Genomic DNA, 20,005 nt, shown 5'->3' with positions numbered 1-20,005 from the left:
TCTCCTTTTCATGACCGTTTTAGCGCGATTGTGCATTCGCCGAGAGACTCCCGTCCCCAGCGCAGCGAAAAGCTGCTGCCGTCCGCGACTTTGCCGACACCCGCCGGAGTTCCCGTAAATATAATATCACCCGCGCCCAGCCCGTAATGATTGCCGCAGAAATCAATCAGCGTCTGCAGATCAAAAATCATTTGTCCAATATTGCCGCGCTGCACTTCTCTTCCGTTCATCCACAGAGAAAAATCGGTTTTCAGGCAGGCTTTCACTCCCGGGAAGGGAATGAACGGCGTCAGGACGGCGGAATTCAGAAAGCCCTTTGCCCGCAGCCAGGGCTGCTGCTTTTCCTTCAGTTCGCTCTGGACATCCCGTAAAGTAAAATCGATGCCGAGCGCCATTCCGTCGATCAGTTCGTCGGCCGCCAGTCCCGGACTGAAGGCACGTCCGATATGGGCGACCCATTCGCCCTCATAGTGGACGTCGCCCTGATTTCCCGGCAGCCCGATCGTCTGTCCCCGGGCTTCGGCGGCTGCGTGCGTCGGCTTCGAAAAGAACATCGGTGCAGCGGGGACGGTATTGTTCAGTTCTTTGGCATGCTGTGCGTAGTTTCTCCCCACGCAAAAAATATTGGCGATTTCGGTCATAAGTTCCTCCGTCCCGATCAAGATGATCACTTATTAACGAACGGTATATCTTCAAAAAGGATCAACGGCCGATCAGCTGTCTTTTATAAGCGCTGTGGTCGGTCGGCCCTGTGTATTGATTCAGGCTGAACGACTCTCTGATTCCGGCCGTGACAAATGCCTTGGCAGTCTTAACGGCCTGCGCTACCGGTTTTCCTTTAGCCAGTTCGGCTGTGATGGCGGCGGCATAGGTGCAGCCGGCGCCGTGAATGTTCGAGGTATTGATTTTTTCACTGGCGACGATCTCGAAATTTTTGCCGTCATAAAGCACGTCGATTGCCTGATCGGTGTCCGGCAGCCTGCTTCCGCCCTTGACCAGCGCGTATGCCGCACCGAGAGCCACAAGCTTTGCCGCGGCTTCTTTCATCTGATCGACATTTGTGATCCGCGGGGTAGCGGCGAGTTTTGCGGCCTCATAGAGATTCGGTGTCGTGATCAGCGCCTTCGGGATCAGCAGCTCGCGGATTGCTTCCGTATTTTCCGGCTGCAGCTCCGGCTGCAGTTCTTCTTCTGCCCCCTTGCAGACCATTACCGGATCGATGACGACATTCTTTAAATGGTGCTTTTCAATCACGGCCGCCGTTGTCCGGATAATTGCCGGCGAACCGAGCATTCCTGTTTTCATCGCATCGATGCCGATGCCGGCAACGATGGTGTCCAGCTGTTTCTGCAGCAGGTCTGCCCCCAGAGTAGTTATCGAATGTGCCCAATTGTGATACGGATCCATGGTGACAATACTGGTCAGCGCCGTCATCCCGTACACGCCGAGTTCCTGGAATGTTTTCAGGTCTGCCTGCATTCCTGCGCCGCCGCTCGAATCCGAACCGGCGACCGTCATCGCTTTATAATGTTCTGTCATTAAAACGACCCCCCTGTATCAAAAATACACTTTTTATTTATTATAGTAAGAATGCGCCGAAAAAACTATAATCAGACCAAAACGAGCAAGGTGTTCGCAATTGGCCGCCCCAATAAGGTACATTTTAAGAAAGGAGGGATTCGAATGATTGAAAAAGCGACATTTGCCGGCGGCTGTTTCTGGTGCATGGTGCATCCTTTTGACGAAGAGCCCGGGATTATCAAGGTTGTATCGGGCTACACGGGCGGAAGCACAGAGAATCCGACTTATGAACAGGTGTGCTCTGAAACAACGGGACACGCGGAGGCGGTGCAGATTACCTTTGATCCGTCTGTCTACCCCTATAAAAAACTTCTGCAGCTATTCTGGCAGCAGATCGATCCGACGGATGCCGGCGGCCAGTTCCACGATCGCGGTTCCTCTTACCGGACGGCTGTTTTTTACCACAGCGGGGAGCAGAAACGTCTGGCGGAAGCATCAAAAAAGGCACTGGAACAAAGCGGAAAATTCAGGAAACCGATTGTTACGGAAATTGTCCCGGCAGGCCCTTTTTATCCCGCCGAAGAATATCACCAGAATTATTATAGGAAAAATGGGCTGCATTACCGGCTGTATCGTCAAGGTTCGGGCCGCGACGAATTTATCAGGAAGCACTGGCTTGTGAAAAAGGAGCGGAAGGCACTGCGGGAAGAGCTGAATAGCATTCAGTACGAAGTGACTCAGAAAAACGGGACAGAGCGGCCCTTCGACAATGCCTACTGGAGCAATCGCCGGGATGGCATTTATGTGGATATCGTATCCGGGGAGCCGCTGTTTTCGTCGACAGATCAATATGATGCGGGCTGCGGCTGGCCCAGTTTTACAAAACCTCTGAGCGAGAGCAGGCTTGTTAAACGGACGGATACAAGCCACGGCATGATCCGGACCGAAGTGCGCAGCATGCTGGGAGATTCGCATCTCGGCCACGTATTCGACGACGGGCCGGCTCCGGAAGGGCTTCGTTTCTGCATTAATTCGGCAGCGCTCCGTTTCATCCCTGAAGAAGATTTGGAATCCGAAGGCTACGGAGAATATAAAAGCCTTTTTCAAAAAATAGACTGAGGCCAAGGTCCTTCTCCGAGAGACGCGCGACATAAGAATCATAAATCATGTATATTTATCAGTAAAACCGGTTCTATCCGACCGGTTTTTTTGTTTGGGCCTAAACCTTTTAGAGAAGCACGCCGATAAAAAATACGAAACAGTTCAATAATTAGCGGGTATTTCCGCGTATGGAGGGATCTCCTGAAAGCGAAAAATTCTGCCAATCTATGACTCTAATAAAGTGTTATTATAGAAATAAGCTGGGTATTTTGTCCATAGTCTCCGGTATGGGGCCGATTGTCACCGGGACTTGCGATACGGACTAAGAAAACGATTGGAGGCCGGTTTTATGAATAAATATGTTTTGCCTGCTGCGATCGTCGGGGGGATTGTTTTTACGGCAACCGGGCAGTCCGTTTTTGCGGCGACCGGGCAGGACATTGTCAACAAGGCGTCACAATTTCAGGGAAGGCCTTATGTTTACGGTGCACCTGCTTTTTCAACTTCGTCGTTTGACTGTTCTTCTTTTACACAGCTGATTTATAAACTGGCGGCCGGTGTTACGCTGCCGAGGGTAGCCGCGGATCAGGCAACAAAGGGGATCGCGGTGAGCAAGTACAGCCTGCAGGCGGGCGATCTTCTCTTTTTTGATACAGCGGGAGACGGCAGTATCCAGCACGTCGGCATCTATACCGGCAAAGGCCAGATGATCAGTGCGCAGACATCATACGGGGTACATATTACCAATGTTTTCAGCGGAGGAGGATCGGAAGGCTACTGGGCGCCGAAGTTTGTCACGGCACGCCGCATTATCGGCACCGCGGCAGCCCGGCCGGCAGCGGCAGCCACGCAAAGCGAGAGCGTCTCGTCGCAGTCGTCGTCTTCCGTCTATACGGTGAAAAGCGGCGACAGCCTGTGGGCGATCGGACAAAGCCACGGCCTTTCTGTTTCGACGCTGAAATCGCTGAACGGCCTCAGCTCGGATCTGATCCATCCGGGTCAGACGCTGAAGCTTTCTTCGTCGGCATCTGCAGCTGCTTCGTCGTCTTCGTCGTCCGGGCAAACGAGCTCGTCGTCTTCCGTCTATACGGTAAAGAGCGGCGACAGCCTATGGGCGATCGGACAAAGCCACGGTCTTTCCGCTTCGGCATTGAAATCGCTGAACGGCCTCAGCTCGAATCTGATCTATCCGGGTCAGCAGTTGAAAGTCACGTCTTCTTCGACTGCGTCATCTTCGTCGGCCTCATCCGGCGGAGGCTACCAGGTCAAAGCCGGCGACAACCTCTGGGAAATTGCGACACTTCACGGTGTTACGGTGAACCGGCTGATGCGGGCCAACAATCTGTCATTGACCCTCATATTTCCGGGTCAGCACCTGATTATCCCGTGACAAAGTTGATTCTATTCTTTCAGGGAGCGGATAAATATCCGCTCCCTTTCTTGTGCGCCCGGCATGGACGACAGCCAGGCGGTGAAGGCACCGTCGATTTTTCCAAAAAACGATCGCTTTGCACGGGCGCCAGTCTATCCTTTTGAATATCCATGCGGCGGCTTATTCCGCTGAAAAAGAGGGTTATCCTGCACGGACAGGCGTTATCCGGCAGAAACACCCGAATGTTCTCTTCGACCTGCCGCGAAGTTCTGTGAATCATGGCAGGAATCGCCGAGCTATCAACAATAAACGGACCGGAATCAATAAGTGCGAATAATCGGAACATCAAGATTGTACCTGATTGATTGAATCAACTGTGGCAAGGAGTTCAGTCGTTAAACTCTTGCCGGGGCGATACTCCGCCGGAATCGGGTGAATCGCGATCATTTTAGGGCGAAAGTTCACTGTTCCAGGGCGATTAACAAATTTTTCAGGACGAGAATTCTCGGACCGATACTGGCCGGCGGCTCGGCTGCATGGATCGGATTTTAGTGCATGATCGACCGTTAGCAGCTGTTTATCGGTCGTCCCAGGGAGTTTATCGGTCGTTACACCCGGCTTTTCGGTCGTCAACGATGCTTAATCGGTCTTCAGCAGGTACACCCGATTGATCAGCCGTGACAGAAGTTTATCGACTGTCACAGGAGCTTTATTGCGTGAAAACGCTATCTGTCTTTCGCGAGATGGTCTCAGAAAAAGCCGATCATCAATTGACGACAGGCACAGCAGGACAATGAGCTGGGTACCCGTAGTTAAAAAAACACGGGTACCCTCTAATTATTTCGAAAAGCGATCACTTTGCACGGGCGCCAGTCTATTCTTTTGAATGTTCATGCGGAGAGCGGTTTATTCCGCTGAAAAAGAGGGCTATCCTGCACGGACAGGCGTTACCCGGCGGAAACACCCGATCGTTCTCTTCGGCCTGCCGCGAAGTTCTGTGAATCGTGACTAAAATCGCCGGGAAACGCCGGCGAATCAGTAAAGCGCAATTTACCGCCGATTCTTTGAGCTTTACTGGTGATACTCAGCTATCTACTGACGATTTCCGGCACGGTTTATATGAATAGACAGAGGACGAAAGAAAAGTCCTGACTATTTTCCGGAATTCAAACCTCTGTCCGGGCATTCCAAAAAAGTCAATCATGGCCCGCGTTAATTTATTGGCCTTCAGAAGGGCGGACGGTGCATTCCCAAACCACGTCTGCCAGGTGAGAAAATTCATTAAAAAAATAAATGATGTAAACGCTTTCTAATTTTGGCCTTTTCCATTATAATGAAAACTGTTTGGGAAAGTATGAACATAGTGTGACACGTGAGTGACGAATGTGTTATCTTTTGTCGAAAAAAGTCTATTTGTAATTTTAGTCACAGCAATCAGGCCCCTACTGAGATAAAATACCGCCTTTATGCTATAATGTGAATGCTTATCGGAATTTACCTCAAAGAGGGGCCCAAAATTCGGCAGAAACAGGAGGGGGGAAAAGAGAGACAATGATGAAAAACTTCAAGATGAAAGGATTGGCTGTTCTTGCGCCGTTATTGGTCCTGCTGACCGGATGCTCAGATAAAATTACTGTTCTTAATCCTCAGGGACCCGTGGCCCGGGAGCAATATCATCTGATCGTCTGGTCGCTGATCATGATGAGTCTGGTTTTAGCAATTGTTCTCATTATCTATATTTATGTACTTGTCCGGTTTGGGCGTAAAAACAATAAGGGTTTTGATCCGAATGATACGGGAAACAGAAAACTGGAAATCATCTGGCTGATTGTGCCTGTCGTGATTTGTATTTTGCTTGCTGTTCCGACCGTGCGGACGCTTTATGCGCTCAACGATCCGCCGAAAGCGACGGCTAAGGCTCCGGCCGTTCTTAACAGCAAAACGATGACAATCGATGTGACGTCCGCTGACTGGAAATGGCTGTTCCGCTATCCGGGCCAGAATATCGAAACCGTGAATTATGTCGTGATTCCAGCCGGGATTCCGGTGAATTTCCGTCTCCATGCTTATGACGCCATGAATGCTTTCTGGGTTCCGGAACTCGGCGGACAACAATACACAATGACGGACATGTCAATGCATGTCTGGCTGCAGGCGGATAAGCCGGGAACGTACGCCGGGCGGAGCTCAAACTATTCAGGCCAGGGTTTTGCACATATGACGTTTAACGTCCTTGCCAAGTCGTCGTCTGATTTTGACAGCTGGGTCAGCGACGTCAAGAAAAATCAGCCTGCGCTGACGATGAGCAAGTACAAGCAATTGCTGAAACCGGACAGTGTGAAACCGATGACCTTCTCATCTTACCCAAAAGAAATCGAAAAGAACCTGAACAAGGCACAAATGGAAGGTACAGAATCGGGAACATCCATGGATCATTCAGATTCCATGCCGGGTATGAACATGTCGGGTAATAGCGGGAAAGGGGGGAACAACCCGTAATGCAAAATATCACAAATTTTCTCAGCCACTTCTTTGTTACCGGCGATCCGATGATTTACGGAGCAGACGTCTCCATTGCTCTTGTCTCGATCGGAATCATTTTTGTCCTGACCTATTTGAAAAAGTGGAAATGGCTCTGGGACGAATGGCTGACGACCGTGGATCATAAACGGATCGGCATTATGTATATTATTGCCGCATTGCTGATGCTGTTCCGCGGCGGCATCGATGCGCTGATGATGCGCACGCAGCTGGCGCTGCCCAATATGCATTTTCTTAGTGCGGAACATTATGACCAGGTCTTTACCACACACGGCACGATCATGATTATCTTCGTCGCCATGCCGTTTCTTTTCGGACTGATGAATATTGCCATCCCGCTTCAGATCGGTGCGCGCGACGTTGCGTATCCTTTCCTGAACGCGTTGAGCTTCTGGCTGTTCTTTTTCGGTGCGATGCTTTTCAACCTGTCCTTTGTCATCGGCGGTTCGCCGGACGCCGGCTGGTCGAGCTACGCGCCGTTTGCCGGGGCGGAACTGAATCCGGGAGTCGGGCAGAACTATTATCTGATCGGTGTCCAGATCTCCGGTATCGGGTCGCTCGCGACCGGAATCAATTTTCTGGTGACCATTCTGAAAATGCGCGCACCGGGCATGAAATTATTTAAAATGCCGATGTTCTCGTGGTCGGTTCTGATCACATCGGTGATCATCATCTTCGCATTCCCGGCTTTTACCGTTGCTCTTGCACTGATGACGATCGACCGTCTTTTCGGCGCCCATTTCTTTACGATAGCTGCCGGCGGTTCGCCGATGCTCTGGGCCAACCTGTTCTGGTTCTGGGGGCATCCGGAGGTCTATATCGTGCTGCTTCCGGTGTTCGGCATTTACTCTGAAGTGATTGCGACGTTCGCCCATAAGACACTGTTCGGATACGTCGTCATGGTCTGGTCGATGGTCGCCATTTCTTTTTTGAGCTTTCTCACGTGGCTGCACCACTTCTTTACGATGGGCAATACGGCGCCGGTCAATGCTTTTTTCTCGATATCGACAATGCTGATTGCGATACCGACCGGTGTAAAGATTTTCAACTGGCTGTTTACCCTGAATAAGGGACGAATAGAGTTTACAACGCCGATGCTCTGGGCCCTTGCATTTATTCCGAACTTTACGGTCGGCGGGATTACCGGTGTCATGCTGGCAATGGCGCCTGCCGACTATCAGTACCACAACAGCTATTTTCTGGTCGCCCACTTCCACAGCACGCTGATTGCGGCCACCGTCTTCGGAATTTTCTGCGGCCTCCATTATTGGTGGCCGAAGATATTCGGCTATCTGCTCAATGAAAAGCTGGGTAAATGGTCGTTCTGGATATTTATGATTTCGTTCAATATCTGCTTTATGCCGATGTACTTCCTTGGGCTGATGGGCATGACGCGGCGTATGTACACTTATCCGGCCGGACTCGGCTGGGGGCCGATCAACTTCATCATCACAATCGGTGCGTTCGGCATGGGCCTCGGCTTTATCATCATGGCACTGAATATCGTCTGGAGCGCCATTCATGGAAAAAGAGACACGACAGGCGATCCGTGGAACGGCCGTACGCTCGAATGGTCGACCGCTTCTCCCGCTCCTGAATACAATTTTGCCCATATTCCGACCGTATCGACGCGCGATGCTTTTGAAACCATAAAGGAGGAAAAGAGAAAGGGCGGGAAGCAACCGCAGCGGCCGTTTAAACCGATCCATTTGCCGAATAACACAGGCATTCCGTTCATCATGTCGGCCTTTATGTTTGTGGCCGGATTCGGATTCGTGTTCAAATGGTATTGGATGGGCATCCCGGGACTCGTCGCCGTCGCCATCTGTATGATTGTTCGTTCCTTTGTTTACAATGATTACCATTACATTTCGGTTGACGAAATTGAACGCACTGAGCGCGCTGCGGGGAGGTTATCATAATGGCTGAATCCATCCTGGACGCAAAAGACAAAAAGAACATGCCTCTGGAGTACTCGACAGAAGAGGGAGATCTTCGCATCGTCGGATTCTGGATTTTTCTTGCCGCCGAACTGGTTCTTTTCGGTACATTGTTTGCCAGTTATCTGGTGATGCAGAGCCATACCGCGGGAGGGCCGACGGCAAGGGATCTGTTTAAAATCAATCCGGTCATGGCCGAAACGATCATCCTTCTGGTCAGCAGTTTTACATGCGGCCTCGGTACGCTTGAATTGCGCCGCCATCATGTAAAAGGACTGATCGGCTGGCTGGTTGTGACGGTGATTCTCGGACTCGCCTTTATCGGCCTCGAAGCAAATGAGTTTTATTCGTATGCCGTACACGAAGGCGCACCGATCACGAGAAGCGCCTTTCTGTCGGGGTTTTTCGTCCTGCTCGGTACGCACGGCGTCCATGTGTCGCTGGGGATTGTCTGGGTGACTTCGATCATCATCCAGCTTGCGCAGCGCGGCATCACAGCCGTTACCGCAAGAAAAGCATTTATGGTCGGCCTTTATTGGCATTTTCTTGACGTCGTCTGGATCTTCATCTTCACAGCAGTTTATTTGACGGGGCTGGTGATTTAAAATGCATGAAAATGAAAATCAGGCAATCAAACAGGAACAGACAGGTTTTCCCTGGAAACAGGTTATCGGACTGATCCTCTCGCTGGCACTGACCTTTCTCGCTTTGTGGGTGGCAGTCGGCCTTTCTCTGCCGGTTCAAGTCACGCTGACGATTATTGTCGCACTGGCGATTTTCCAGGCGCTGATTCAATTGTTCATGTTTATGCATGTAACTGAAGGCACCGAACCGGTGCACCAGATTCTCGGTCTCCTGTTCGGCATCTTTGTAGCTTTTGCCATGGTTGCCGGCTCGATCTGGATTCTTGCCTATGTTATTAAATAGAACACAAAGAAAATTAAAAACGAAAAGCGGACGGGATCATCCTTACGGGGAATCCCGTCTTTTTTTTAATGGATTGATTTCTCCATTGCCCCGTTTAAACGGCTGGCATTTTTTGATTGCTTTGTGATTTAATTTGATTGATATTGACTGATTATCCCTTTATAATAAATATCTTGGGAGGGTCAAAAATTGATTTCCGGTTGCGCGGGACGGCTGCAGCAACCGAAGTGAATCACACGGATGGAACGTATGGTCCGCAAAAGCGATGAAAGGTTGAAACCAGCAATAAAGAGGGAAAATGATCAGGCAAACTGTATCCTTCCGCCTGTATGTTTTTATCGCTTTGCTCCCCCAATAAATGAATCATGAAACCAAGCCCGGCGGGGTACGGAAATAATAACAGATGAACAGGGGCTGATCACTGGTGATCTATACATGCACACTTAATCCGGCAGTCGACTATTTCCTGCAGATCGACCATTTCAGGGCCGGAGAACTGAATCATGTCGAAACGGATCGAAAAATGCCCGGCGGGAAAGGGATTAATGTATCGCGGGTGCTGAATCATCTGGGACAGACGTCAAAATGCCTCGGTTTCATCGGCGGCTTCACCGGCAATTTTATCAAGGAGCAGCTCGCCGGAGAGGGTATTGAAACGGATTTCGTCCCGGTGAACGGGGATACGCGAATCAATGTGAAGCTGAAAAGTGACACGGAAACAGAGATCAACGGCGTCGCTCCGCAGATTACGGACAGCCAGCTGGACGCGCTTTTTGCGAAAATCGCCGGATTGACGGCGGAAGACATTCTGGTGCTGTCGGGCAGTGTGCCCGGCACCCTTCCGATAACAATTTACAAGGACATGATTGAAAAAGTCGCTGCCGGCCGGGCAAAAGTCGTGGTCGATACGAGCGGCGAGGCTTTCGAAGAGGTCGTCACGGCTAAACCGTTTCTGATTAAGCCCAATCATCATGAGCTCGGCGAGTACTTCGGCGTGATGATTAAATCTGCCGACGATGTGAAAAAATATGGGAAGAAACTTGTCGATCAAGGAATCGAGCATGTCATCGTATCCATGGGCGGAAAGGGAGCCGTCTACATAGATAAAGACGAATATCTTTTCGCTTCTCCTGCCAAGGGCGTGCTCAGAAACTCTGTCGGCGCCGGGGATTCTCTGGTCGGCGGTTTCCTCTCCGAATACGCTGTCAGCGGCAGCTTCCGGAAAGCTTTTCAGAAAGGCGCGGCTGCCGGAAGTGCGACGGCTTTCTCGGTTGATTTGTGCAGCAGGGAAAAAGTAGAAGAACTCCTGCCTCAGATAAAAGTCAGCAATATTTAAAATAAAAGGCTATGGAGGAACGGAACAGGGCAGAAATCCCTGTTCTGCTTTACGCGGAACCGGCCCCTATCAGCCCCTAATTGTGACAAATCTTATACAAGAAATTGCACTCGCTTTCAATATAAATGACGACTTGCTATAATAACTAGTGTCATGCTTTCCGGTGTAAAAAATAGCCGTAAATGGCTTGCAAGTAATGAAAAAAATTTACAAAGGCCTGTGAAATCGTCATTTACGGAAGCTGCACACCGGCAGACAGAAGCGATCCGGTACGCTTCACAGCCCGCGGGACATGAAGAAAGGCCGGAAATCAAGGCAGCCGTGCCTGTCATTGATAATCTGGCCGGCAGCGGGATCGCAAGGTTGCGACGGATCTGACGAGAAGCGGTTTCATAATCGCTGAATTCTTAAAATTTGAAGGGCTGGGTGAGTCTGATCATGACTGAAAAGATTAAGGGTATTGCCGCATCTGCCGGCATTGCCATTGCTAAGACGTTTATTCTGAAAAATCCGGATCTGACTTTTGAGAGGAAAACGGTCGACGACAAAGCGGCTGAAAAAAAGAGGCTCGATGCCGCGCTCGAAATCTCAAAAAAGGAACTGACAGAGATAAAGGGAACTGCTGAAAAAGAATTGGGCAAAGATAAAGCCGATGTCTTTGCCGCCCATCTGATGTTTCTCAGCGATCCGGAGTTTGTCGGCGCAATCGCCAATAAGATCAATGATGAAAGCTTCAGCGCCGAAGCCGCGCTTGAGGATGTATCGACATTTTTTATTCAGACTTTTGAAAGTATGAAGGACAATGAGTACATGAGAGAAAGAGCGGCAGATGTACGCGATGTGTCCAAAAGGATCCTGGCCCATCTGCTCGGCGTTTCTTTCACGTCTCCGGCAAGCATCACGGAAGAAGCCGTCATTATAGCTGAAGATCTGACCCCTTCGGATACGGCTCAGCTCAACCGTAAATACGTCAAAGGATTTGCAACGAACGTCGGCGGCCGCACATCTCACTCGGCGATTATGTCCCGTTCGATGGAAATTCCGGCCGTTGTCGGCACAAAAACGGTGCTTGAAAAGGCAGAGGAGGACCAGCTTGTCATCGTCGACGGCCTGAACGGCGAGGTCATTCTCGATCCGAGCGAGGAAGAAATTAAAGAATATCGCGCGAAGCAGGCCGCCTTTAAAGAACAGCAGGAAGAATGGAAAAAGCTGGTCAATGAACCGACGAAAACGAAAGATGACGTTCGCGTCCTGCTTGGCGCCAACATAGGCAATCCGGGCGACGTAACCGGAGTTGCCAACAACGGCGGCGAGGCGATCGGACTGTACCGGACGGAATTCCTCTATATGGGCCGTGACAGCCTGCCGTCGGAAGATGAGCAGTTCGAAGCATATAAAGAAGTTCTCGAAAAAATGGAAGGAAAACCGGTAGTGATCCGGACACTTGATATCGGCGGCGATAAGAAGCTGAAGTATCTGCCGCTTCCTAAGGAAATGAATCCGTTCCTGGGCTTCCGCGCGATCCGGCTCTGCCTGGAGCGTCAGGATATATTCCGTACCCAGCTTCGCGCCTTGCTGAGAGCAAGCGTATTCGGCAAACTGCAGATTATGTTTCCGATGATCGCGACCGTCAATGAACTCCGTGAAGCGAAGAAGATTCTGTTTGAAGAGAAGGACAAGCTTGTTGCTGCAGGGACCCGGGTTTCCGACGACATTGAGGTCGGGATGATGATGGAGATCCCGGCATCCGCTGTGCTGGCGGATCGCTTTGCCAAAGAAGCCGACTTCTTCAGCATCGGCACAAACGATCTGATTCAGTATACGATGGCAGCCGATCGGATGAACGAGCATGTTTCCTATTTGTACCAGCCTCTGAACCCGGCGATTCTCCGCCTCGTCAGCCGTGTGATTGATGCGGCACACAAAGAGGGACACTGGGCAGGCATGTGCGGCGAAATGGCCGGCGATGCGACAGCCATTCCTGTTCTGCTCGCCCTCGGCCTTGATGAGTTCAGCATGAGTGCGACATCGATTCTTCCGGCAAGAACTCAGCTGCTGAAGTTGTCCAAGGAAGAAGTGGCTAAGCATAAAGAAGCGATCCTGAATCTGGATACGGCGGCAGACGTACTCGATTATGTCAAAGCGAGAATGAGCTGATCCTCATTTTGTTATATTAAAAGACAGGCCCGGAATCATAATGTGATTCCGGGCCTGTCTTTTTGCGGCCTATGGATGGGGAGAGCGATACCGGAGTGCTATCGGCTGGTTCAGGCAGTGGGACTCCCAGCTGCTGAAAACAGCAGGCCCCGGGTAAGAAAGCCTCTCTCTAAATCGGCTGCGCGGTTATTATTTCAGCAAATCCGTGAAAATATTTTTGACTTTCGGTGTAACCGCGTGACTGCCGCCCTGATTCTGAGTGTTCTCGACGACCATCGTGACAAGCAGCCGCGGATTGTCCGTATTGTAGGCGACAAACCATCCGTTTTCCCGCCCGGCCTGATTCTGCTTCATCTTGAACTCGGGTGTTCCGGTTTTCCCGGCAAGGGTGAGGCCGTTAATCTGAGCGTCATGGGCGGTGCCGGCCGGGTTGCTGACGACCTGAATCAGATCCTGGTTGAGAAGCCGGGCCGTTGCCGGCGACATCACGTCCTTTTTCCACATTTCCGCAGGCGCGTCAGTCTTGATCAGGCGCGGTTTGATGATACTTCCGTCATTGACGAACGCGGAGTAGATGAGCGACAGATGCAGGGGATTGACGCTGACCTCGCCCTGACCGTATCCGGAATTGGCAAGCAGCAGCGAATCATTCAGATTTCCGCTGCTGGAAAGTGTTGACGGCTGCATCGGATAAGGCACGGGCAGCGTCTCGCCGAATCCGAATTTTTTGGCATCGGCCGCAAAGGTCTGACCGCCGATCTTCAGAGCGGTTTGAGCGAAATAGATATTGTCCGACAGGTACAGCGCCTGCTCGAGATTGACACTTGGCGAGCTGTCGAGGCGGGTGACATAGAAATCTCCCCATGACTTGCTGTCCTGCCATTTAAGGCCGTTGATTGCAACCGATTGTGCCGGATTAATGGCTTTGCGGTCAAGCGCAATGGCAGCCGTGACCGGCTTGAAGACCGAACCGGGAGCGGAGGCGGAAGCAAAACGGTTTTCCAGCGGCTTCATCGGATCGTTGCTCAGCTTCGCATAATCTGCGGCGGAGATGCCGAGAGCGAAACTGTTGGGATCATAAGACGGTGTGCTGACCAGCCCGAGAATATCGCCTGTTTTCGGATTTATCGCTACGGCTGAACCGGCGCTGTTTTTCATTTCCTGATAGAGCGCATCCTGCACATTCCGATCGATGGTCAGCTGAATGTTCCGGCCGTTCTTCGGCGCCGTTTTGGCAATGATGCCGGTCTGCTTGCCGGATTTATTAAGCCGGGCAATCGTGGCACCGTCGTGCTGACGAAGCTGATTTTCAAAAAGCTGTTCCAGCCCGGTGATTCCGATCACGGATGTGTCGCTGTATCCTGCATTTGGATTCTTTTTAAGCAGTTCGGCCGTTATCTGGCTGACATAGCCGGTCAGATGTCCGCTCGCCGGGCCGTCCGGATAAATCCGGCTTTCAACGTTTGTCCGGACGACGCCGGTCAGCGAGGTGGCCTGCCTGATCAGGCTGACGTTTCCGGCGCCGATGGTTTTAATCGGAACAAAGCTGTCGGCCTGAACCCATGAAGCGGCCATCGCGTCGTTGATCTGCTGAACGGACACGCCGAGAATTTGGGCGAGCCTGCTGATTGTCTGGGCCTTCCCGCTCCCTGTCCCTAATTGACCGGGAACGACGCCGATGCTCGCTGCGCTTCCGTCTATAGCGAGCGGTTGTCCGTTGCGGTCGAGAATTTCACCGCGCTTGCTCGGCACGGTCTCGACATTGACGGTGTCCCCTGTCTTTAATCCGGGCAGAATCAGCGAAGGCTGCCAGTCCACGTACCAATTTTGCCGGTTGTTGCGTGTTTCCTGCGTCATCTGAACGGATTGCGAAAAACTGACCGGGCCGGCGAGGGTTGCGAGGGCCGCTTTAAAAGATACGGCATTCTTTTTTTCCTGATCCGTTTTCTGAACGGCTGCCGTCATTTTTCCGGCTGAAATGCCATTATAGATTTTCTGATAACGTGCGACAAAAGCCGACTTGCTGATCGTTTTTTGAGAACTTTTTGAAAGAAACCCGTACATTGCTGTAAAATTTTTACTCTGCCATGCCTTAACATACGCCTGAAATCTGCTTTCCGCTGTCGGCTGCCTGCTTCCGCATCCCGCAAGCATAAGCAGCGCGGAGACCAACAGAACGGCAAGTGCTGAATAATGTCGAAACCGCATGAAGACACCTCCGTTTCGTATCTGAAAAAGATGGACGATCTTGTTAAAAAATGAATCATCTGCGTGCATCGGATCATAATGGGGACTTTTTGATTACAGACGCCTTTTTCTATTATAGCCGATCGGCAACGGACCGGCGTGACGATTCGCTTCATCATATCCGGGCGTAAGAAACATTTTTCGCTGCCCGCCCGGATAAAGATTAAAAGAAAATTTTTACAGGCAATGACGGTTTTATTGCCGACAGACGCGGGACGTCATGGTAGTATGAAAAGAGGACGGAGGACTGCAGATGGAAACCATGAAACTGGTGATTTTGGAAACGAGCGATGTTCACGGGAACATCTATCCGATCAGCTACGCCAACAATGAACGAAGGGATCTCGGCATGGGCAGGATTGCCACTCTTGTACGCCGGGAGAGAAAAGCCTGCCCGAATGTCCTCCTCATTGACGACGGTGATATGATTCAGGGAACTCCGCTCCTTTATTATTATGCCCGCTTTGATGACCGGCGGCCGAACCCGATGATCGTGCTGGCCAACCGGCTCGGCTACGACTGCGCTGTATTCGGCAATCATGAATTCGATTTCGGCATCGGCCTGCTTGCCGAAACTGTGCGAAATTCGGCATTTCCGTGGCTCGCAGCCAACATACTGGATCGCAAAACCGGCAAGCCCTTTTTTGGAAGGCCGTATATTATAAAAACATTTGCAAACGGCCTGCGGGCTGCTGTACTGGGACTGACAACAAAATACATACCGAATTGGGAAAATGCGGAAAATATTCCGGATATGCAGTTTGCGGATCCGGTTGAGGCGGCAAAAAAGTGGGTGCCGGTCCTGAAAGAACGGAAGCGGGCAGATATTATTATCGTGTCCTATCACGGCGGTTTTGAGCGGAATCTGGAGACGAGCGAAACTGAGGGAAAGCCCACCGGGGAAAATCAGGGATACCGGCTGTGCATGGAGGTGCCGGATATTGACGTCCTGCTGACCGGACACCAGCACCGTCTGATCGGCGGCCGGCAAATTAAGGGTGTAACCGTGGTTCAACCGGGTTCGAACGGCTCTTTTCTTGGAAGAGTGACGCTTGATCTGGTCAGAAAAGGCGGACGCTGGAGCATCACCGGCAAAGTGTCGGATCTTCTTTCTGTCCGCGCCGTACCCGAGGATAGAGAGCTGCTCAGGCTGACGGACGGCTATGAAAAAGATACCCAGGCCTGGCTGGACAGACCGCTTGGCAGGATTGAGGGGGATATGACGGTCGGCGATCCGATGGACGTCCGCATGCACGATCATCCGCTGATCGAATTTATCAATGACCTGCAGATGAAGGTTTCGGGAGCGGATATTTCGTCAACGGCGCTGTTTAACAATGAGTCGCCGGGGCTTCCGCACGACGTGTCGATGCGCGATATCGTTGCTAATTACATCTATCCGAACACACTGAGAGTGATCCGGATCAGCGGGCGCGATATGCTCGATGCGCTGGAACGGTCGGCTTCCTATTTCAAACAGTATGACGGAGAGCCGCATAAAGACGGGGAGAGCTTTACGGCGCCGAAACTTCAGCACTATAATTATGATATGTGGGAAGGCATCGACTATGTCATTGATATTTCGAAACCGGTGGGGAGGCGCATTACGAAGCTGGAATATCATGGCGAGCCTGTTCAGATGGGCCGGAACTATGATGTGGTCATGAACAATTACCGTTCAGGCGGAGGCGGCGACTATCTGATGTTCCGCAATAAACCGGTTGTCAAGGATATCCCGGTTGACGTGTCTGAAATCATAGCGAACGAAATACTTAAAAAAAAGGTGATCCGGGCTAAAGTCAACAATAACTGGAAGCTGATTCCTTCCCGGCGGGATGGGTCATGATCGGGCAGATAAAGGTCTTGATTTGTTAATTAAAAAATCCGGCCGCAATCACGACCGGGCATTTGGGAGAGGTGTGCTGCTGTTGAAGAAACATATATTGACCAATGACTGGGAGCCGATTCTCGAACCTGAATTCCAGAAAGACTACTATTTGAAACTGAGAACATTCCTGAAGCAGGAATATACAACGAAAACCATCTATCCGGACATGTACGATCTGTTCAACGCGCTGAAATACACACCGTATGAAAAGGTAAAAGTGGTGATCCTCGGACAGGATCCCTACCATGAACCGGGACAGGCACACGGACTCAGCTTCTCCGTTAAACCGGGTGTGCCGCAGCCGCCGTCGCTGCAGAATATTTTCAAAGAGCTGCATGACGATCTCGGCTGCCCGATTCCGCATCACGGCTGCCTGATCGAGTGGGCGCGCCAGGGCGTGCTGCTGCTCAACACGGTGCTTTCCGTCCGCCGCGGAGCCGCCAACTCTCACAAGGGTATGGGCTGGGAACAGTTTACCGACGCGGTGATCCGCGATCTGAATAAGCGTGAAAAGCCGATCGTATTCATTCTCTGGGGACGCAACGCCCAGGCGAAAGCGGATCTGATCACAGAAGACCGTCATTTTATTATCAAGTCCTCCCATCCGAGCCCGTTTTCCGCACGCTATGGGTTCTTCGGAAGCCGGCCTTTTTCACGGGCCAACCACTATCTCGAATCAGCCGGAGAGGAACCGATCGACTGGCAGATTTCTATGGAAGAACCGAGTATCCCGTTGGAAACCAAATAAAAAGTCCGTCGGAACGAATCTTCCGGCGGATTTCTTATATATTAACTGAATTATTCTCTCGGCTCATGATCAGCCGCAGTCTGTGTCTTCACCCGGCGGAGGATGGAAAACTTTCCGCTTTTCCGGGCCCGAGTCAATTGTTCCGAGTAGTGGCCTGAACCTGAAATGGCCAAAAAACAAGATCGTTTTTCCGGAGCTAAGGGAGCCCGCATAGGATAATAAAAATCAGTGTGTCTCCGTCTTCTTTTTTACAGATCCAGTTTTTTCTCAAGCAGCCATCCGGCAAGCATGATGAGCAGCCCGCTTAGTACCCAGCCGATGAGGACGGCGGGGATCGGGAGTGACGGTATCTGAAGAGACTGGCCGGATGCCTGTATCCATTCCGATGGGTCGCCTATACTCCAGCCCATGCCCCAGCCTATGCTCAGGACGATCCAGAACAGCGGGACAGCCGGACGCCACTTCGTCCTGATCAATGTACCGTAAAGGAGACCGAAGGCGATAGCCAGAGGAAAAAAGCATATATCGAGAAGGAAAAAATAAAGGCCCGATTCGGCAAAAACTCCAAAATCTTGCAAAGACAGACTTGCACTGATCAGCGTTGCGTAGCCTCCGAACAAAAAAATCAGAACATAGGCGGCGAGAGCAATCAGAAGACTCCTCATTAAACCGGCGATAAACTTTGCCAGAATCAGTGTCTGCCGGGAATAGGGCAGGGTCAGCCACCATCCGACCGTTTCTCCTTTCCATTCCCGTACGATTCTGGAGATAGAGAGTCCGAACATGGCCCAGGGAAGGCCCAAAAATACAAACCAAATATAGTTCAGCTGTATCGTGTGAAATAAAGAAAAATAAGTCGTCAGAATCAGAATAACAGCCAGGAAAAACAGACCGTAGGCAAGCTGCCACTGTTTGCTCATCCATTGGCGCCTTCTGCGGTGTCTGCGCCGGAATTCATGTCTGACCAGCGGAACGAGAACGGATTTAAGATTCGGTTCCATCTTATCTTTCCTCCTCGCGGTAGAGCTTCTTTGACAGGGCATCGATCGAGCCGTACTGCCTGCGCAGCGATTCTGCCTCGCCGGACAGTGCCACGCGTCCCTGTCTCAGGAAAACAACATCATCGAACAGGCCTTCCGCTTCGTAAATTTCATGTGTGCTGATCAGCAGCGTCTGCTGCTTCTCGCTGAGCGCGTCAATCAGGACGTCTATAATGTGTTCCCGCGAGCTGCCGTCTATTCCGGAAAACGGCTCGTCAAGAATCACAAGCGGAACGCGGCGGGCCATACATAAAATCAGCATCAGCCGCGCTTCCTGCCCCTTCGACATCTCGCTGGCTTTCAGATCCCGCGGAAGACGCATGATCTCTGCAAGCCGGCCGGCCTCTTCGCGATCAAAACCGGGAAGAAAACGGCTCCCCCATTCGATGCCCTGATCGGCAGTATAATCGCTGTACCAGCGTGCACGGTCGGGCAGATAAGCTATTTCGGCATCGCTGCGCCATCCCGGTTCCTTTCCGAGTACCTCGATCTGTCCGTTATCGGGCCGAACAAGACCGACAATCATTCGGAAAAAGGTTGATTTTCCGGCACCGTTCGCCCCGAGGACGCCCAAAACCCGCCCTTTGCCGACATTCAGTGTCAGGTTCTCAACGGCAGCCCGGCTGCCGTATCTTTTTGTGAGTTCTTTTGCGGAAATCACCGGCTCGGACATTTCATCGTTCCCCCTTCTTTTTTTTGATCGTGTTCAGAAAAGACTGTATTTCCGTCCACCTGAATCCAAGGCAGTACATATTTTCTAAAAACTGATCGCTGTAATCAAAAGCGAGCCGTTCTTTAAAACGTCTGATCTGGGCTGCCGATTCTGTTACAAACGTACCCTGGCCGCGCCTTTTCTCCGTCAGTCCGTCACGCTCAAGTTCCTGATAGGCGTGCATGACTGTGTTCGGATTAATTTTTAATTTATGAGCCATTTCCCGGACAGAAGGAATTTTTTCCCCTGCATGAATCGTTCCCCTGGCAATAAAACGGCGCATCTGCGTGAGTATCTGTTCGTAAAGAGGGCGGCTGAGATCAAGCGTAAGCAGGAGCGGCCCGACCTGCCGCTCATTCATGGAACAACCTCCATTCGGATTCATGCACATTATATGTTTCACGTGTATTATATCATATAATACACATAAAAAAGAAATGCATGCAAAAAAATTCCGGCTGCAGGCCGGAATCAT

16 protein-coding genes are annotated in these 20,005 nt (G+C 51.2%); 10 read left to right on the top strand and 6 right to left on the bottom strand.

What is annotated here, in order from left to right; genetic code table 11:
* Nucleotides 1-8: 8 nt before the first annotated feature.
* Both OYT88_RS07385 and pdxK read right to left on the bottom strand, forming a co-directional pair.
* Entirely contained in the window at nt 9-641 is a 633-nt protein-coding gene (locus OYT88_RS07385) for a fumarylacetoacetate hydrolase family protein (protein WP_274399003.1), read from the bottom strand.
* A gap of 61 nt (nt 642-702) precedes the next feature.
* Complete coding sequence (pdxK, locus tag OYT88_RS07380; protein WP_274399001.1) at nt 703-1,539, bottom strand: pyridoxine/pyridoxal/pyridoxamine kinase; 837 nt, start codon at nt 1,537-1,539, stop codon at nt 703-705.
* A gap of 144 nt (nt 1,540-1,683) precedes the next feature.
* Here pdxK and msrA point away from each other — a divergent pair, with 144 nt between their 5' ends.
* From msrA to ptsP, 8 genes are all read left to right on the top strand, one after another.
* Entirely contained in the window at nt 1,684-2,640 is a 957-nt protein-coding gene (gene msrA / locus OYT88_RS07375; RefSeq protein WP_274398999.1) for a peptide-methionine (S)-S-oxide reductase MsrA, read from the top strand.
* Nucleotides 2,641-2,971: 331 nt separating this feature from the next.
* On the top strand, nt 2,972-4,012 hold the full coding sequence (locus OYT88_RS07370; RefSeq protein WP_274398997.1) for a LysM peptidoglycan-binding domain-containing protein: 1,041 nt from the start codon (nt 2,972-2,974) through the stop codon (nt 4,010-4,012).
* A 1,536-nt stretch (nt 4,013-5,548) separates the two neighbouring features.
* The gene (qoxA, locus tag OYT88_RS07365) at nt 5,549-6,493 is read left to right on the top strand and encodes a cytochrome aa3 quinol oxidase subunit II (RefSeq protein ID WP_274398996.1); all 945 of its coding nucleotides are present in this window, start codon (nt 5,549-5,551) and stop codon (nt 6,491-6,493) included.
* On the top strand, nt 6,493-8,457 hold the full coding sequence (gene qoxB, locus OYT88_RS07360; protein ID WP_274398994.1) for a cytochrome aa3 quinol oxidase subunit I: 1,965 nt from the start codon (nt 6,493-6,495) through the stop codon (nt 8,455-8,457). The genes qoxA and qoxB overlap by 1 nt, the downstream gene beginning before the upstream one ends.
* Nucleotides 8,457-9,080, top strand: a complete 624-nt coding sequence (qoxC, locus tag OYT88_RS07355) for a cytochrome aa3 quinol oxidase subunit III (RefSeq protein WP_274398992.1) — start codon at nt 8,457-8,459, stop codon at nt 9,078-9,080. The genes qoxB and qoxC overlap by 1 nt, the downstream gene beginning before the upstream one ends.
* A gap of 1 nt (nt 9,081) precedes the next feature.
* Nucleotides 9,082-9,402, top strand: coding sequence for a cytochrome aa3 quinol oxidase subunit IV (gene qoxD / locus OYT88_RS07350; RefSeq protein ID WP_274398990.1), 321 nt, complete (start codon nt 9,082-9,084; stop codon nt 9,400-9,402).
* A 424-nt stretch (nt 9,403-9,826) separates the two neighbouring features.
* Nucleotides 9,827-10,738 (top strand): 1-phosphofructokinase, encoded by a 912-nt coding sequence (pfkB, locus tag OYT88_RS07345; RefSeq protein ID WP_274398989.1) that lies wholly within the window; start codon nt 9,827-9,829, stop codon nt 10,736-10,738.
* A gap of 438 nt (nt 10,739-11,176) precedes the next feature.
* Nucleotides 11,177-12,895: a phosphoenolpyruvate--protein phosphotransferase gene (gene ptsP, locus OYT88_RS07340; RefSeq protein ID WP_274398988.1), complete on the top strand. Its 1,719-nt coding sequence runs from the start codon at nt 11,177-11,179 to the stop codon at nt 12,893-12,895.
* A 189-nt stretch (nt 12,896-13,084) separates the two neighbouring features.
* On the opposite strand, the gene OYT88_RS07335 is transcribed toward ptsP, so the two are convergent.
* Complete coding sequence (locus OYT88_RS07335) at nt 13,085-15,103, bottom strand: penicillin-binding transpeptidase domain-containing protein (RefSeq protein ID WP_274398987.1); 2,019 nt, start codon at nt 15,101-15,103, stop codon at nt 13,085-13,087.
* A gap of 292 nt (nt 15,104-15,395) precedes the next feature.
* On the opposite strand from OYT88_RS07335, the gene OYT88_RS07330 reads away from it, so the two are divergent.
* Both OYT88_RS07330 and OYT88_RS07325 read left to right on the top strand, forming a co-directional pair.
* Nucleotides 15,396-16,988 (top strand): bifunctional metallophosphatase/5'-nucleotidase, encoded by a 1,593-nt coding sequence (locus tag OYT88_RS07330; protein ID WP_274398985.1) that lies wholly within the window; start codon nt 15,396-15,398, stop codon nt 16,986-16,988.
* 82 nt (nt 16,989-17,070) lie between these two features.
* Nucleotides 17,071-17,778 carry a uracil-DNA glycosylase gene (locus OYT88_RS07325; protein ID WP_274398984.1) on the top strand — a complete coding sequence of 236 codons (708 nt, stop codon included), beginning with the start codon at nt 17,071-17,073 and terminating at the stop codon, nt 17,776-17,778.
* A gap of 248 nt (nt 17,779-18,026) precedes the next feature.
* On the opposite strand, the gene OYT88_RS07320 is transcribed toward OYT88_RS07325, so the two are convergent.
* Genes OYT88_RS07320 through OYT88_RS07310 form a run of 3 tightly spaced genes read right to left on the bottom strand, consistent with a single transcriptional unit; the run spans nt 18,027 to nt 19,891 of the window.
* Nucleotides 18,027-18,779: an ABC transporter permease gene (locus OYT88_RS07320; RefSeq protein ID WP_274398983.1), complete on the bottom strand. Its 753-nt coding sequence runs from the start codon at nt 18,777-18,779 to the stop codon at nt 18,027-18,029.
* 1 nt (nt 18,780) lies between these two features.
* Nucleotides 18,781-19,491 (bottom strand): ABC transporter ATP-binding protein, encoded by a 711-nt coding sequence (locus tag OYT88_RS07315; RefSeq protein WP_274398981.1) that lies wholly within the window; start codon nt 19,489-19,491, stop codon nt 18,781-18,783.
* 1 nt (nt 19,492) lies between these two features.
* Nucleotides 19,493-19,891, bottom strand: a complete 399-nt coding sequence (locus OYT88_RS07310; protein WP_274398979.1) for a GntR family transcriptional regulator — start codon at nt 19,889-19,891, stop codon at nt 19,493-19,495.
* Between the last annotated feature and the right edge of the window lie 114 nt (nt 19,892-20,005).

This window comes from Sporolactobacillus sp. CQH2019 (assembly GCF_028765345.1).
Classification (GTDB): Bacteria; Bacillota; Bacilli; order Bacillales; family Sporolactobacillaceae; genus Sporolactobacillus.
This window is presented reverse-complemented; position numbering and strand designations above follow the sequence as displayed.